Source organism: Caballeronia zhejiangensis, from assembly GCF_000698575.1.
GTDB classification, from domain to species: Bacteria; Pseudomonadota; Gammaproteobacteria; order Burkholderiales; family Burkholderiaceae; genus Caballeronia; species Caballeronia zhejiangensis.
In genome coordinates, this window is record NZ_JFHD01000003.1 from 374,169 (window position 1) to 390,190 (window position 16,022).

The window sequence follows — 16,022 nt, forward strand, 5'->3', positions numbered from 1 at the left end:
TCGACATGAAAAAGAACTTGCCGATTCTCATCGCGCTCGCGGCGCTGCTCGTGCTCGGCGTCATGCGTTACGAACATTTCGCGGACGCGTACAACATCACGTCGTTCTGGCGATACAACTCGATGTTCCTGCTGATCTCGATCGGCATGGCGTTCGTCATCATCACGGGCGGCATCGATCTGTCCGTCGGCGCGGTGGCCGCGCTCGCGAGCGTGGTGTCGGCGCTGGCGAGCCCGCATGGCGGGCTCGCCGCGGTGCTTTCCGGCTCGCTCGCAGGCCTCGCGGTGGGCGTGCTCAACGGGCTCGTCATCACGCATATGCGGATCCTGCCGTTCATCGTCACGCTCGCGACGAGTCTCGGCGCGCATGGGCTTGCGTTGCTGCTCGGGCATAACGACGCGGTCGGCATTTCATCGGATTCGAACTTCGCCGCATTCGGTCAGGGCGATCTGTTCGGCTTGCCGATACCGGGCATCGTGTCGGCGCTGACCGCGTTTGCCGGATGGATCGCGCTGCGCAGTTCGCGCTTCGGGCGGCATGCGCTCGCCATCGGCGGAAGTGAGGAAGCGTCGCGGCTGATGGGCCTGAACGTGGACCGCACGCTCGTCATGGTGTATGCGCTGAGCGGCTTGCTTGCGGGCATCGCCGGTGCGATTCTGGCCGCGCAGTTCGGCGCGGGACAGCCGAATGAAGGCGTCGGATGGGAGTTGTTCGCGATTTCCGCGGTCGTCCTCGGTGGCACGCGACTGACCGGCGGCGATGGGTCCATCGCGATGACCGTCGCGGGCGTCGCGTTGCTCGGGCTCGTGTTCAATCTGCTCAACTTCGAGAACGGGCTCGGGTTCATTTCGCTTTCCGCCTACTGGCAGTCGGTGATTCGCGGTGCGTTTCTACTGCTCGTGATCTTGCTGCAGGCGCGGGTTTTGAGTGGGAACAATAAGGTGAAAGTGGCGCACTGAGGTTTGCTTTCTCTACGGTGGATTTCGCCGGATCCCGTTTTGCTTTCGGCTTATTAGCGTTGCCCCTGTGCTAATAGTCCAACGCGAAAACGGGATCCGGCGAAAAAAACATCAAGCATGCCGATGCTCGGGCAACACGTCATGCGCCATATCGTCCCGCTGCGTCCCGGCACCAGCACCAGTCCCGGCCCCAGGAATCCCCCGCCCGCGCAGCGAACACCCGACCGTCTCGGTAACGAACACCAACGCAACCGCGCCAACCGCACAAGCCCCCATCATGTAATACGCCGGCACCAGCGTGCTGCCTGTGCGTCCGATCAGCCAATCGGTGACCATCGGCGCGGTGCCGCCGAAGATCGACGTCGACACGTTATAGGCGATCGCCATCCCCGCATACCGCGCCTGCGTCGGGAACATCGCCGGAAACATCGCGGAGATGCTCGCGAGTTGCGGCACATACAGCAGCCCCAGCACCGCAAGCCCGATCAGCGCGCCGGCAATGCCATGGGTCATCAGCGAGAACATCGGCACGGCCGCGACGAAGATGCCGACGAGCGAAAGCCACCACACCTTCTTGCGTCCGATACGATCCGACAGCGCGCCCGCGAACGGCAGCAGCACCATCATCGACAGCATGCCGATGAGCGGCAGCAGCAGCGAGAGGTTGTCGCTCATGCCGAGCTCCTTCTTCATGAACGTCGGCATATAGGCGAGCAGCACGTAGTTCACGACGTTGAGCGCCACGACGAGCCCGCCGAGCTGCAAGAGCGGCTTCCAGTAGCTCGCGAACAGTTCGCCCAACGACACACCCGTCTGATGCTCTCGCTCCGCCGCTTCGGCGCATTCGCGAAACACCGGCGTGTCCTCCATCTTCGAGCGCAGATACAGTCCGATGAGACCGAGCGGCGCCGCGACGAGAAACGGCAGGCGCCATCCCCACGCGTGCATCGCGTCGTTGCCGAGCAGCACCGAGCAGCCGAGCATCAGGAACGCGCCGAGCGAAAAGCCCGCGAGCGTGCCGAATTCGAGAAAGCTGCCGCAAAAGCCGCGCTTGTGATCGGGCGCGTATTCGGCCATGAACGTGGCCGCGCCGCCATACTCGCCGCCCGTCGAGAAGCCCTGGATCATGCGCAACGCGACGAGCGCCACGGGCGCCCATATGCCGATGCTTCCATATGAAGGCAGCAAGCCGACGAGCAGCGTCGCCATCGACATGATGATAATGGTCAGCGCGAGCACATGCTTGCGGCCGAGACGATCGCCGAGCGGTCCCCAGAAGAGGCCGCCGAGCGGACGCACGAGAAACGAAATCGCGAACGTGGCGAGGGCGAAGAGCGTGGCTTGCGCGGTGCTGCCGGGAAAGAGCGCGGCCGAAATGTAGGTCAGGCCGTAGCTGTAGATGCCGTAGTCGAACCACTCGGTCGCATTGCCTATTGCCGAGGCGGCCATGGCGCGTCGAATCGGCGCGCGCGAGGGCGTCTCATCGGGCGCCGCGTGTTGACCCTGCCTCGTGGATGGTTGCACGTCACTCATAGTCGTCTTCCGGATGCGTCATGGACCCGGTGCTGCGCTCGAGTTCGCGCGCCATGCACCGCCTTGAGATCAAGATACAGACGCATGCCGCTTGCCTGGCATGTCCTAGGACGATGACGGCGCTGGGGTTTTCCCGAGCGCGCGGGCCATTCTTGCCGATCGTCTGTGGACTCGCCGGGGCTTCTTACCGCGCGGCTCGCAGCCTCGACGCGCTCACGGGGATGAGACGTTCCGCCTGCGTCGAAAGCGCATGTCATAGGACAATGCGCGAGCGCGGATCATGGCTCCGGATTGGCGAGATCCGCCGCGACGATGCGGTGGCCGAGCGCTTCGGCCGCCCGCCGCGCGTCCTCGCTCGATTCGAACGGGCCGATGGTCTCGCAGCCATCGAACGGATAGAGCACGCGCTTGTCGCGCTTTCTCACGACCTTCAGCGTGCCGATGTGCAGGCCCGTCGCATTCACCACATACGACGCGTAGATATCGAAGTCTTCGTGCGCGCCTGCGCCTGATGTCGAGGGGGCTTTAGGCATCGGTCTGGACATGGTTTCGCTTGATGTGATGCTGGCGCCTGACGGTCACGCGCACGTTATCGATTTGAGCGACACGTCCAGCAAATCCCGTGCCGCACTGTCCCGAACGCCTTGCAGGACGGGGCTGACGCGCGTGCGGCCATTGCAAGAAAATGGGTTTTCCGTGCGAGAATCCGGTATCGTTCGCACCCGCGTCCGGAAGCGCACATGAACGATTCGAACCCTACGACGGGCAGCGTCCCTGACAAACCTGCATCGCCTTATCGAGAGGCCGGGCGAGGAGATCAAGCGTCGATGAAAGCCGAAAACCTGATCGCGGATACGAGGATGAACGGGCTCGACCCGAGCTTCCTCCTGGGCGGCGGCGAAATGGGCGCGCTCATCCGCGGTTTCGACTGGACGCAGACCGCGCTCGGCTCGCCCGAAAACTGGCCGCAAAGTCTCAAGACGGCCATCCGCATCATGCTGACGTCGCGCCAGCCGATCTGGGTCGGCTGGGGGTCGGACCTGCTTTTCTTCTACAACGACGCGTACAAGTCGATCATCGGCGGCAAGCATCCGCATGCGCTCGGCCAGCCGACCTCGGTCGTGTGGCGCGAAATCTGGAACGATATCGGCCCGCTGCTCGACACGGCGCTCGCGGGCATCGAAGGGACATTCGTCGAACAGAAGCTCCTCATCATGGAGCGCAACGGCTTTCCCGAGGAAACGTATTACACGTTCTCCTATAGCCCGATTCCCGATGACCGCGGCGGCGCGGGCGGCATCATCTGCGCGAACAGCGACGACACGCAGCGCGTCCTCGGCGAACGTCAACTTAACGTGCTGCGCGAGCTGGCCGCATCGGCGGCGGATGCGCGCTCGTGGCGCGAGGCATGCGAACTGTCGATGAACGCGCTCGCAGGCGCATCGCGCGACATGCCCTTCGCGCTGCTCTACATCGCCGAGCCGGGCGGCGACATGGCGACGCTCGCCGGCGCGTGCGGCATCGCGCCGGGCCACGCGGCCGCGCCCGCAACGCTGCATGCGTCGCACGCGGAGCTGTGGCCGTTTCAAAGCGTGCTGCGCGACGGCCAGGCGCGCGTGGTGACGAACCTCGAACGCCTCGTCGATGCGCCGCTGCCGACCGGCGCGTGGAACGTCGCGCCTTCGAGCGCGGTGCTCGCGCCCATCGCGCCTTCGGGCGAGACGGGCCGCGCGGGCGTGCTGATCGCGGCGTTGAACCCCTACCGGCTTTTCGACGACGCCTATCGCGCGTTCATGAATCTGGTCGCGGGCCAGATCGGCGCGGCGATCGGCTATGCGCACGCGTACGAGGAAGAGCGCCGCCGCGCCGAAGCGCTCTCCGAAATCGACCGCGCGAAAACCACGTTCTTCTCCAACATCAGCCACGAGTTCAGGACACCGCTCACGCTGATGCTCGGTCCGCTCGAAGAACTGCTGGCCAGTCCCGGACGCGTAGGCCGCGAGGATTTGCGGCTCGTCGAGATCATGCATCGCAATGGCCTGCGGCTCCTGAAGCTCGTCAACGCGCTGCTGGATTTCTCGCGCATCGAGGCCGGGCGCATCGAGATGCATCGTCAGCCGACCGATATCGCCGTATTCACCGCCGAGCTCGCGTCGCTGTTTCGCTCGGCGATCGAAACGGCCGGCCTGCGCCTCGAGATCGATATCGCGCAGGCGCCGGTGATCGCGGACATCGACCGCGACATGTGGGAAAAGATCGTGATGAACCTGCTGTCGAACGCGTTCAAGTTCACGTTCGATGGCGCCATCCGCATCTCGCTGCACGCGAACGCCGATCGCAGCATCGAAATGAGCGTGCGCGATACCGGCATCGGCATTCCCGAAGACGAGCTCACGCGCGTGTTCGAGCGCTTCCATCGCGTGACGGGCGCGGCGGGCCGTTCGGTGGAAGGCAGCGGCATCGGCCTTGCGATGGTGCACGAGCTCGTCAAGCTGCACGGCGGCATGATCCGCGTGCAAAGCACGCTCGGCGAAGGCGCGTGCTTCACCGTCACGCTGCCCTCGTCGCGCGAATCGGCGTTCGATGCGCAAGCCGCGCCCCATGCCGAAGCGAGCATCCGCGCGCGCTCGTATGTCGATGCCGCCATGCGCTGGATGCCGGACGGAGAGCCGCCGGTCGTCGAAAGCGAGGAAGACGCGCCGCTCGGCGCGGACGCGGCCGACGACCCGGCGCTCGCCAATGCGTTGCCGGGCCGCGTGCTGATCGTCGACGACAACGCCGATCTGCGCGACTACATGCGCCGCATGCTGATCGCGGCGGGCCACGACGTGAACGTCGCCGCCGACGGCGAAGCCGCGCTCGCGATCGCGCGCGACGTGCGACCGGAAGTCATCGTCTCCGACGTGATGATGCCGCGCCTCGACGGCTTCGCGCTCGTGCGCGCGCTGCGCGAAGACGAAGCGCTGCGCGAAACGCCTGTCGTGCTGCTCTCGGCGCGCGCGGGCGAGGAAGCGCGCGTCGACGGCCTCGAAGCGGGCGCGGACGACTATCTGACCAAGCCCTTTTCCGCACGCGAACTGCTCGCGCGCGTGGCGAGCAATCTGCGGCTCGCGCGGCTGCGTCGCGCGACCGAACAGAAGCTGCGCGACGAATCGCGCACGCTGGAGATTCTCAATCGCGTCGGCACGGCGGTCGCGGGCGAACTCGATCTGAGCCGCGCGGTGCAGGTCGTCGTCGATGCCGCGACGGAGCTGACCGGCGCCGCCTTCGGCTCGTTCTTCTACAACGTGCTCGACGACAAGGGCGGCAGCTACACGCTCTACACCCTGTCGGGCGTGCCGAAGGATACGTTCGCCAAATTTCCGATGCCGCGCAACACGGCCGTATTCGGTCCGACGTTCGCGGGCGAAGGCATCGTGCGCTCGGACGACATCACGAAAGATCCGCGCTATGGACACAACGCGCCGCATCACGGCATGCCGAAGGGCCATCTCGCGGTGTGCAGCTATCTCGCCGCGCCGGTCCTCTCGCGCACGGGCGAAGTGCTCGGCGGGCTGTTCTTCGGGCATCCCGAGCCGGGCGTCTTCACGGAGCGCTCGGAGCGCATTCTGACGGGCATCGCGTCGCAAGCGGCGATCGCCATCGACAATGCACGGCTCTTTCAGGCCGCGCAGGACGAGATCGCCCAGCGCACGAAGGCGCAGGACGCGCTGCGCGATCTGAACGAAACGCTGGAACGCCGCGTCGCGGATGCCGTCGCGGATCGCGATCGTTTGTGGGAGTTGAGCGAAGATCTGTTCTTCGTCGCGAGCTTCGAGGGCGCGCTGCTGCGCGTGAGTCCTTCATGGACGACGGTGCTCGGCTTCGACTCGCAGCGCCTGCATTCGCACACGGTGATGGACCTCCTTCATCCCGACGACGCGCCCGCCGCCGCCGAGGAACTCGGCAAGCTGCGCGCGAACGGCTTGCCGGTGCGCTACGAATGCCGGATGAACCGTTCGGACGGCGGCTGGCGCTGGATCGCGTGGACCGTATCGCTCGATCCGGCCACGCGGCGCATTCATGGCGTGGGCCGCGACGTCACATCCGACCGCGAAACCGCCGACGCGCTGCGCCACGCCGAAGAAGCGCTGCGCATGGCGCAAAAGATGGAAGCCATCGGCAAGCTGACGGGCGGCGTCGCGCACGACTTCAACAATCTGCTGCAGGTGATCGGCGGCAATCTGCAATTGCTCGCGAAAGACGTCGCCGGACAGGACAAGCCCGAGCAGCGCGTGCGAAGCGCGCTCGCGGGCGTCGCGCGCGGCGCGAATCTCGCGTCGCAATTGCTCGCGTTCGGCCGACGCCAGCCGCTCGCGCCGAAGGTCGTGAATCTGGGCCGCTTCGTGCGCGGCCTCGACGACATGTTCCGCCGTGCGCTCGGCGATGGCATCGAGATCGAAACCATCGTGTCGGGCGGATTGTGGAATACGCTCGTCGATCCATTCCAGGTCGAGAACGCGCTGCTCAATCTCGCGATCAACGCACGCGACGCGATGAACGGTCACGGCAAGCTCACGATCGAAGCCGGCAATGCATCGCTCGACGAAACCTACGCGATGCGCAACGCCGACGTCGCGCCCGGCCAGTACGTGATGGTCGCCGTGACCGACACCGGTTCGGGCATGTCGCCCGAAGTGCAGGAACGCGCGTTCGAGCCGTTCTTCACGACCAAGCGCGAAGGACAAGGCACGGGCCTCGGCCTTTCGATGGTGTACGGCTTCGTCAAGCAGTCCGGCGGCCACGTGAAGGTGTACAGCGAGCAAGGGCACGGTACGACGGTGCGTATCTATCTGCCGCGCGCGCGCGAGGAAGAGGATATCGAAACGACCATCGATGCCGGTCCGGCCAAGGGCGGCAGCGAGACCATTCTCGTCGTCGAGGACGATGAGGAAGTGCGCGCGACCGTCGTCGAGATGCTCGCGGATCTGGGCTATCGCGTATTGCGGGCAAAGGACGCGCAGAGCGCGCTGGCGATCGTCGAAAGCGGCGTGCCCGTCGATCTGCTCTTCACCGATGTCGTGATGCCCGGCCCGCTGCGCAGCAACGAAATGGCGCGCAAGGCGCGTGAACGCGTGCCGGGTATCGCGGTGCTGTTCACGTCGGGCTATACGGACAACGCGATCGTGCATGCGGGGCGGCTCGACGAAGGCATCGATCTGCTGAGCAAGCCTTATACGCATGAGGCTTTGGCGCGCAAGGTGCGGCAGGTTCTGGGACAACGCATGAGGGCATCGGCGGGCGCGCCTGCCAGCGCCGATGTCAGCGTGCCGAGCGTCGCGCAAAACGATGCGCTCTCGCGAATGCGCGTGCTGTTCGTCGAAGATAACGAACTCGTGCGCGATAGCACCGCCGAATTGCTGCGCACCTTCGGGCTGGATCTGACGGAAGCGGGCAGCGTCGATGAAGCGCTGGCGCTCATGCGCGAGCATCGCTTCGAATTGCTGCTGACGGATGTGGATCTTGCCGGGCAGTCCGGCGTGGAACTGGCTATCGCGGCGTGCCGCAAAACGCCGGGACTGGGCGTCGTGTTCGTGACGGGCTACGACCTCGCGCTCAGCGAGGACGAGCGTCGCGCATTGCCGAAGTCGATTCAGTTGAAGAAGCCATTCGATCCGCTGGCGTTGCTCAATGCGCTGAATGCGGCGGTGGCGCGGTAGGGGCTTGTCACATCACGCGATCATCGAACTTCGATGCATCGCCCGTCGTCGCCGTGAACGCGGCGAACGGAAACGCTTCCCTTGCCGCGCCCACGTTTTTTGTCATCACCCCGCGCGGCGTTTTCTCACTGCTTGAGCGAGCAGTTCGAGCACAGGTTCGCTTTGCGTCCAGCCAAGGCATGCATCGGTGATCGATACGCCGTGCTTGAGCGGCACGCCCGGCTTCTGATCCTGACGGCCCTCTTCCAGATGACTCTCGATCATCACGCCGGTAATGCGCCGTTCGCCCGCCTCCAGTTGCCGCGCGATGTCCTGCGCGACATCGACCTGACGCAGATGCGACTTGTTCGAGTTGGCGTGCGAGCAATCGATCATCACCTGTTCGCGCTGGCCGAGCTTGGAGAGCGCGCCGCACGCCGCCGCGACGCTTTCGGCGTCGTAGTTCGGCCCCTTCTTGCCGCCGCGCAGAATGACGTGGCAGTCGTCGTTTCCGCGCGTCTCGAAGATCGCCGCCATGCCCATCTTTGTCATGCCCATGAACGCGTGGCTCGCGCGCGCCGCGACGATTGCGTCGGCGGCAACCTGCACGCCGCCATCGGTGCCGTTCTTGAAGCCGATTGGACAAGAAAGCCCCGACGCAAGCTGACGATGACTCTGGCTCTCCGTCGTGCGCGCGCCGATCGCGCCCCACGCGATGAGATCGGCGATGTATTGCGGGCTGAGCAGATCGAGGAACTCGGTCGCGGTGGGCAGACCGAGGCCGCTGATGTCGAGAAGCAGTTCGCGCGCGCGGCGCAGTCCTTCGTTGATGCGGAAGCTGCCATCGAGACGCGGATCGTTGATATAGCCCTTCCAGCCTACCGTCGTGCGCGGCTTTTCGAAGTACACGCGCATCACGATGAAGAGATCGTTACGCAGTTCGTACGCCACTTTCTTCAGACGCTCTGCGTATTCCATCGCCTGATCGTGATCGTGGATGGAACACGGACCGATGACGACGACGAGCCTGTCATCGCGGCCATGCAGAATATTCGCAATGGCCGCGCGGCTTTCCTCGACGAGGGTCTGCACGCCGGGCGTGACCGGCAGTTCATCGAGCAGCAACGCGGGCGAGATCAGCGGACGCACCGCGCCGATGCGCGTATCGTCGATGCGGGTCGTGTCTTGCGTGGAGTCGGCCACGCCTGCCTCCTGATCGCGGGAGGGATTGTCGATGCGGGTCAAGATAGGCTCCGTGATGCGTAATTGATGCAAAATTCAGGGACTTCATGCGGCGATTCCGCGATATAACCGGCTCGCGGCGCAAACATCCATTATCGCACCTGGAACAGCCTGTTTGCCCGATCGTGCGTATGATGAAGCGATACGACACGCCCGAACTCGATCAAAGGGAGCAGACCATGCGCATCGAAACATCATTTCTATTCGACCTCGACGGCACGCTCGTCGACAGCGTCTATCAACATGTGCTCGCGTGGAAAGAAGCGCTCGACGCCGAGGGCATCGAGTTGTCGGTGTGGCGCATTCACCGCAAGATCGGCATGAGCGGCGGACTCTTCACCAATCAGTTACTGCGCGAGACGCACGGCGAGATCAGCGCGGATCGCGTCGAGCGGCTGCGTCAGTTGCATGCGGAGGCGTACAAGCGGCTGCGCGCGCAGGTGTGTCCGCTGCCCGGCGCGCGCGAATTGCTGCAAGCGTTGACGAACGCCGGCACGCGCTGGGCCATCGCGACGAGCGGGCGCATGGAAACCGCGCAGGTCAATCTCGAAGCATTGGGCGTCGATCCGTCGAAGCAAGTGGTCGTTACGCGCGACATGGTGAAGTACGCAAAGCCCGATCCGGATCTGTTCCTCGCCGCCGCCGAGCGTCTGAACGTGCCGATCGAGCATACGGTCGTCGTCGGCGACAGCATCTGGGACATGCTGGCCGCGCGCCGTTGCCGCTCGCTCGGCGTCGGCTTGCTATCGGGCGGTTATGGCAGCGATGAACTCGAGCGCTCCGGCGCGTTGCGCGTGTATGAAGATCCAGCGGACTTACTGTTGCATCTCGATGAAGTCGCGGCGCGGCCATGAGATGATCTCGCGCATGACGACCTCTTCTTCCATCGACGTTCGCCCCTGGGGCGACGCGAATCTCTACACGTTGCGCAATGCATCGGGCATGTCTGTCGATATCAGCGACCTCGGCGCGACGCTCGTTTCATGGCTCGCGCCCGATCGCGATGGACATCTCGCCAATGTCCTGCTCGGTCACGACATGCCCGACGATTACCGCAACGGCAGCGCGTTCATGGGCGCGATCATCGGGCGCTGGGCGAATCGCATCCGCGATGCGCGCTTCGTGCTCGATGGCATCGCGCATCAGGCGGAGCGCAACGAAGGCGCGAATCTTCTGCATGGCGGCTCGGCGGGTTTTCATCGGCAGATGTGGCGTGTGCAGGCGGCGAACGGCGCGCTCGTCATGACGCTGCAATCGCCTGCGGGCGCTTCTGGCTTTCCCGGCAATGTGGATGTGACCGTGCGCTATGCGCTCGATGACGACGGCACGTTATCGATCGACTACGAAGCTCGCACCGATGCGCCGACGCCCATCAACCTGACCAATCACGCGTACTTCAATTTGAACGACGGCGCGAGCATTCGCGACCATGAGATATCGATTGCATCGGATACGTACTTCGCAATCGATGCGACCTCGATTCCAATCGCGCGCGAAAGCGTCGGGGACAGCGCGTTCGATTTGCGCGGGCCTGCATCGATCGGTACGCGTCTCGATGCGGTTCATCCGCAACTCGCGATCGCGGGCGGCTTCGATCATTGCTACGTGTTGAGCGACCAAGCGAACGAACCGCGCACGGTCGCTGTGCTGTTCGATCCATCGAGCGGACGCGAACTGAGCGTGTCGACCGATGCGCGCGGCTTGCAGTTCTACTCGGGGAATTATCTGGAAGATGTGCCCGCGCGCGGCGGTTCGCGTTATCGCAAGCAGGCGGGACTGTGCCTGGAAGCGGGCGGCTTTCCCAACGAGATCAACATGCAAGACAGCGAGCGCGCTGTCTTGCGGCCCGGCGACGTGTATCGTCAGCGCACGCGCTATACATTGCGCGTGCGCTGAAGCGTCATCAGAAGATATTGCGCAAGCCGATCGACACGCCGGTCTGATTCGAGCGGCCCGGCAGTTCGACATCCGCCGCGCCCGTCACCTTGTTGAAGTCCACGGTGCCGTAGACTTCCGTGCGCTTCGACAGCGCGTACTCCGCCAGCGCGACACCTGTATAGCGATTGCCGCTGCCCGTCGCGCCGCCGCCGATGGCCGCGTTCTTCATGTGGTCGTAGTAGAACGCGCCCGTGAGCAACAGCGCCGGCGTGACCTGATAGGTGACGCCCGCGAACGGGCCATCGTCGCGACGGCCCGAGCCTTTCAGAATATCCGTGCCCGATACGAGGCCACGCTGTTGCAGGATGCTGTCGACGAAGCCGGTGTCATCGGTCGAATGCAGATAGCCGACATAGAGCTTCGCCGCGCCGATCGCATAGACCGCGTTCGCGTTCCAGATCTTCTGCTTGTTCGCGGCGTTGTCGCTGTTCTGCTGATAGCCGCCGCCGATGGACAGCGGGCCCATCGCATACGACGCCGTGAAGCCGTACATGTTGCCCGCGCCCATATGACCCGGAACCTGGCCCGAGAAGCCGCCCGCGCCCGTCGACGTATAGTTCGTGCCGAACGAGTACATCGCGCCGATCGTGAGGCCCGCGAACGTGCCGTTGTACTTGACGGCGTTATCCGCATAGAGACCCGCGCCCAACGCAACCGGCAACCATGCGTTCTCGAAGTAATTGCCGACCGTGAGCGGATCGTAGACGTCACCGAGCATGTCGAAGAGCGGCGTCTTCTGACGGCCGAGCGTCAGCGTGCCATATGGATTCGACAGGCCGACGAAAGCCGCGCGATTGAATGCGCGAGCGCTGTCGGAGTATTGGCCGTTTTCCAGTTCCACGCCGCTTTCCAGCTGGAAGATCGCTTTCAGGCCGCCACCGAGATCTTCGACGCCTTTGAAGCCGATGCGGCTATTGGTAATGGCGCCGTTCGTCATGAACAGCTTGCCGTCGTTGTTGGCGTTGGCGTTCGTGAGGTAACGCACGCTGACATCGGCGACGCCGTACAGCGTGACCGAGCTTTGCGCGAATGCGGATTGACACGCGAGCGCGACGACCGACGCGCCGATGCCCGCGATGGCACGCGATGTGAATGTCTTCATGATGTATTGGGAGCGCGTATTCGTTAGCCGTTTTTCATGGCTTCGACGCGTCGCCTTTCAGATAACTGTCTTGGCTAAAGCAGCTTGGCGCGACGCATCGAAAGCTCGCGGTTTTTTAACACATCAAATGACGCGATGCCCATTCGGTGCAATACGTGTGGCGTTTTAGGCAACAAGGCGCGCGTGTTTAGTTGCGCGCGCTACGCTTCAAACTTTCGCCTGCGCAATTTGCGCTGCCTCCGACGGCACCGCTTCGAGAAAGCCTCGTCCCATCTCCTTCTCGAAGCGCGACGGACTGCCCTCCCACACGATGCGCGCATGTTCGAGCACATACACGCGGTCCGCATGGGGCAACGCGAACGTCACGTTCTGCTCGCCCAGCAGCACGGTGATCGGCGTGGTCTTCTGCAGCCGTTCCATCGCCTTCGACAGTTGCTCGAGAATCACCGGCGCGAGGCCGAGCGTCGGCTCATCGAGGATGAGGAGCTTCGGCTGCATCATCAGCGCGCGCGCGATCGCGAGCATCTGCTGCTCGCCGCCCGATAACGTGCGCGCGGTCTGCGCCTGACGCGATTCGAGTATCGGAAAGAGTTCGAAGAGCCACTTGAGCTGATCGGCGCGCATCTTGTCGGAAAGATGATAGCCGCCGAGATCGAGATTCTCGCGCACGGTCATGTCGCCGAACAGCTCGCGCGTCTCCGGGCACTGCACGATGCCGCCACGCGCGATCGCCGCGCCGCTCATGCCTTTCAAATCGCGCGAGCCGTAGCGAATGGTTCCGTGATACGCCACGAGTCCGGAAATCGCATTGAAGAGCGTCGTCTTGCCCGCGCCGTTCAATCCGACGACCGATACGAATTCGCCTTCGCGCACATGCATGTCCACGCTATCGAGCGCGCGCGCCTTGCCGTACAACACGCCGACGCTCTCGACCTGAAGAATCGACGGCTTGTTGCTCACGACTTCCGCGCCACGCTCGCGTGCCTCGATCTTGCCGCCGAGATAGACGCGCCGCACGGTCTCGTTCTGCATCACTTCTTCGGCGGTGCCTTCCGCGACGTACTCGCCGAGATACATCGCAAGCACGCGATCCGCGAGCGCCGCGAGACTCTTCACGTTGTGATCGACGAGCAGCACCGCGCGCCCTTCCGCGCGAAAGCCGCGAATCAGTTCGGAGAACGCTTCCGATTCGGCAGCGGTGAGACCCGCGAAAGGCTCGTCGACGAGCACGACACGCGGATCGCGTGCGATCGCCTTCGCCATCTCCATGCGACGCAGATCGGCGAAGGGCAGCGTCGCCGGATGACGATGCATCACCTTGCCGAGTCCGACGCGCTCCGCGATCTCGCGTGCGCGGCGATTCACATGCGGATCGGCGGCGAGCTTCACGAGCGAATCGGGCAATAGCGCGAGCTTGATGTGTTCGAGCACTGTCTGCCGATGCAGCGGCCGCGAATGCTGGAACACGATGCCCACGCCCGCGCGCGCGATTCGATGCGGCAGCCATCCGGCCATCTCGACGCCATCGACCTTGATCGATCCCGCGTTGGGCCGCTCGATGCCCATGATGAGCTTCATCACCGTCGACTTGCCGGAACCGTTCGGACCGATGAGGCCGAGTATCTCGCCGGGCTCGATATCGAAGCCGATGTCCTTCACCGCGACGAGACCGCCGAAGCGCTTCGTGAGGCCGCGCACCGAAAGCAAAGGTGTATCGCTCATTCGCGCTCCCTCACACGCAGGATGTTGCCGAGCAATCCATCGGGAAAGAACAGGATGACCGCGAGCGCGACAGCCGCGACCACGAACGTATTGATCTGCCCGAGCGGACGCAGGAATTCGCCCGCGACGATGAGAAAGATCGAGCCGAGCACCGCGCCGAGTATCGTGCGCCGGCCGCCGAGCACAGCCGCGATGATGATCTGCACGCCGATGCCGATATCGACCACCGTGCTCACCGACGCCGTGCCCTGATAGAACACGAGCATCGCGCCCGCGACGCCTGAGAACACCGCGCTGATGCAGAACGCCGCGAGCTTGTGCTTCACGACGTTGAAGCCGAGCGCCTGCGCGCCGACGGTATCCTGCCCGCTCGCCTGCAGAATGAGACCGATGGCCGAGCGCGACAAGCCGAACAGAATGATCGCGCAGACGATGAGGAACGCGAGCGCGATCCAGTAGTTGTGGCTCGCATCGACGGACATCACGTCGGGCACCATCATGCCGATCTCGCCGCCGGTGACGCCCGCGAAGATCACGATCGCGTTCTGCAGCAGCAACACCGCGACGAGCGTGACGAGACCGAAGTACGGTCCGCGCAATCGCAATGCGGGCACGGCGAGCAGCAGGCCGCCGACGAGCGCGACGAGGCCGCCGGCCATCACGCATACCGGTATCGGCGCGGCGGCGTGCGCGTTCAGTATCGCGGCGGAATACGCTCCGAGCCCGATCAGGAACGTCGGTCCGAAATTCACTTCGCCCGCGAAGCCGAAGAGCAAGTCCCACGACATCGCGAAGACGCCGAAGTAATACGCGACCGTCAGCACGCCGAGGATATACCCGGTGAGCCACCACGGCAGCGTCGCGCCGACGATCGCGAGCAGGACCGCAGCCCAGATCAAGCGCGAACGAACGATGTCTTTCATGATTAGCGCCGTCCGAGAAAGCCTTGCGGCCGCACATATACGACGAGCACGAGCAGCAGCAGCGCGGGCAATGGCCGCAGCGTCGGCGAGATGAGGTACGCCGTGACGGTCTCCAGATAACCCACGACATACGCGGCCATCAACGAGCCCGACACGCTGCCCAGGCCGCCGAGCACGACGATGGAAAACGCGCTCGCCGTGAGCTGTCCGGTGTTGTTCGTGCTCACGCCAAGGAACGATGCGAGCAGCACGCCCGCGATGCCCGCGAGCACACCGTAGATGGTCCACGCAAGCAGATAGATATTCGACAGCTCGAAGCCGAGCAGCGTGAGACCGCGCGGATTCATCGACGCCGCGAGCAGCGCCTTGCCCGCCTTCGTGCGATTCACGAAGAGCCACAGCAATCCGATCACGACCCAGCACACGACCGCGATCATGATCTCGTTATAGGGCACGCGCACGCCCGCGACGCTCGCGACGCCGGGAATCAGCGGACGCATCGTGATGGGGTTATCGGAGAAGAGATACGCCATGCCCTGCTGGATCATGATGCCCCAGAGCAGCGTGCCCGTGAGCACGAAGATCTCTTTCTCTTCACGCGGGATCGCAGTCGAGCGTTGAATGGGCCGCACCACCATGAAATAGGTGACGTATGCGGCAATCATCCCGCAGACCACGCCGAGCGGCGTGCCGAGATAGGTGCCCAATCCGGCTTCGCCCGCGAGCGCCCAGCCGAGCAGCGCGGATACCAGCATCACGCCGCCATGCGCGAGATTGAGCACGCCGGATACGCCGAATATCAGCGTGAAGCCGATCGCGCCGAGCGCGTAGAGCGAGCTGATCGCGAAGCCATCGATGAGTATTTGCAGTGGCAACATAGCGGCCCTTTATGTCTTCCATGTCGATGCCAACGTGGAACCGGTCC

11 protein-coding genes are annotated in these 16,022 nt (G+C 64.1%); 4 read left to right on the forward strand and 7 right to left on the reverse strand.

Annotation, left to right across the window (positions count from 1 at the left end):
- The first annotated feature begins 5 nt into the window (after nucleotides 1-5).
- Nucleotides 6-959, forward strand: coding sequence for an ABC transporter permease (locus tag BG60_RS07650; RefSeq protein WP_033536250.1), 954 nt, complete (start codon nucleotides 6-8; stop codon nucleotides 957-959).
- Nucleotides 960-1,070: 111 nt separating this feature from the next.
- Here BG60_RS07650 and BG60_RS07655 read toward each other — a convergent pair whose 3' ends face one another.
- Together BG60_RS07655 and BG60_RS07660 are read right to left on the reverse strand one after the other, a co-directional pair.
- The gene (locus tag BG60_RS07655; RefSeq protein WP_008347726.1) at nucleotides 1,071-2,492 is read right to left on the reverse strand and encodes an MFS transporter; all 1,422 of its coding nucleotides are present in this window, start codon (nucleotides 2,490-2,492) and stop codon (nucleotides 1,071-1,073) included.
- Between the two features lie 278 nt (nucleotides 2,493-2,770).
- The gene (locus BG60_RS07660; protein ID WP_008347724.1) at nucleotides 2,771-3,025 is read right to left on the reverse strand and encodes a DUF6723 family protein; all 255 of its coding nucleotides are present in this window, start codon (nucleotides 3,023-3,025) and stop codon (nucleotides 2,771-2,773) included.
- A gap of 294 nt (nucleotides 3,026-3,319) precedes the next feature.
- On the opposite strand from BG60_RS07660, the gene BG60_RS07665 reads away from it, so the two are divergent.
- Entirely contained in the window at nucleotides 3,320-8,191 is a 4,872-nt protein-coding gene (locus tag BG60_RS07665) for a response regulator (RefSeq protein ID WP_008347722.1), read from the forward strand.
- A 105-nt stretch (nucleotides 8,192-8,296) separates the two neighbouring features.
- Here BG60_RS07665 and BG60_RS07670 read toward each other — a convergent pair whose 3' ends face one another.
- Nucleotides 8,297-9,415: a 3-deoxy-7-phosphoheptulonate synthase gene (locus BG60_RS07670; RefSeq protein ID WP_008347720.1), complete on the reverse strand. Its 1,119-nt coding sequence runs from the start codon at nucleotides 9,413-9,415 to the stop codon at nucleotides 8,297-8,299.
- 176 nt (nucleotides 9,416-9,591) lie between these two features.
- Between BG60_RS07670 and BG60_RS07675 the strand changes: the two genes are divergently transcribed.
- Both BG60_RS07675 and BG60_RS07680 read left to right on the forward strand, forming a co-directional pair.
- Nucleotides 9,592-10,266: an HAD family hydrolase gene (locus tag BG60_RS07675; protein ID WP_008347718.1), complete on the forward strand. Its 675-nt coding sequence runs from the start codon at nucleotides 9,592-9,594 to the stop codon at nucleotides 10,264-10,266.
- A gap of 13 nt (nucleotides 10,267-10,279) precedes the next feature.
- Complete coding sequence (locus BG60_RS07680) at nucleotides 10,280-11,308, forward strand: aldose epimerase family protein (protein WP_174447711.1); 1,029 nt, start codon at nucleotides 10,280-10,282, stop codon at nucleotides 11,306-11,308.
- A gap of 7 nt (nucleotides 11,309-11,315) precedes the next feature.
- Here the strand turns inward: BG60_RS07680 and BG60_RS07685 are convergent, their stop codons facing one another.
- The 4 genes from BG60_RS07685 to BG60_RS07700 all read right to left on the reverse strand — a co-directional run bounded on the left by BG60_RS07685 (nucleotide 11,316) and on the right by BG60_RS07700 (nucleotide 15,975).
- A complete protein-coding gene (locus tag BG60_RS07685; RefSeq protein ID WP_008347714.1) occupies nucleotides 11,316-12,452 on the reverse strand; it encodes a porin in 1,137 nt (378 codons plus the stop codon).
- Between the two features lie 207 nt (nucleotides 12,453-12,659).
- Nucleotides 12,660-14,174, reverse strand: coding sequence for an ATP-binding cassette domain-containing protein (locus BG60_RS07690; protein ID WP_034470999.1), 1,515 nt, complete (start codon nucleotides 14,172-14,174; stop codon nucleotides 12,660-12,662).
- Nucleotides 14,171-15,097: a branched-chain amino acid ABC transporter permease gene (locus tag BG60_RS07695; RefSeq protein ID WP_008347710.1), complete on the reverse strand. Its 927-nt coding sequence runs from the start codon at nucleotides 15,095-15,097 to the stop codon at nucleotides 14,171-14,173. Before BG60_RS07695 ends, BG60_RS07690 begins: the two co-directional genes overlap by 4 nt.
- Before the next feature lie 2 nt (nucleotides 15,098-15,099).
- A complete protein-coding gene (locus tag BG60_RS07700) occupies nucleotides 15,100-15,975 on the reverse strand; it encodes a branched-chain amino acid ABC transporter permease (RefSeq protein ID WP_008347709.1) in 876 nt (291 codons plus the stop codon).
- Between the last annotated feature and the right edge of the window lie 47 nt (nucleotides 15,976-16,022).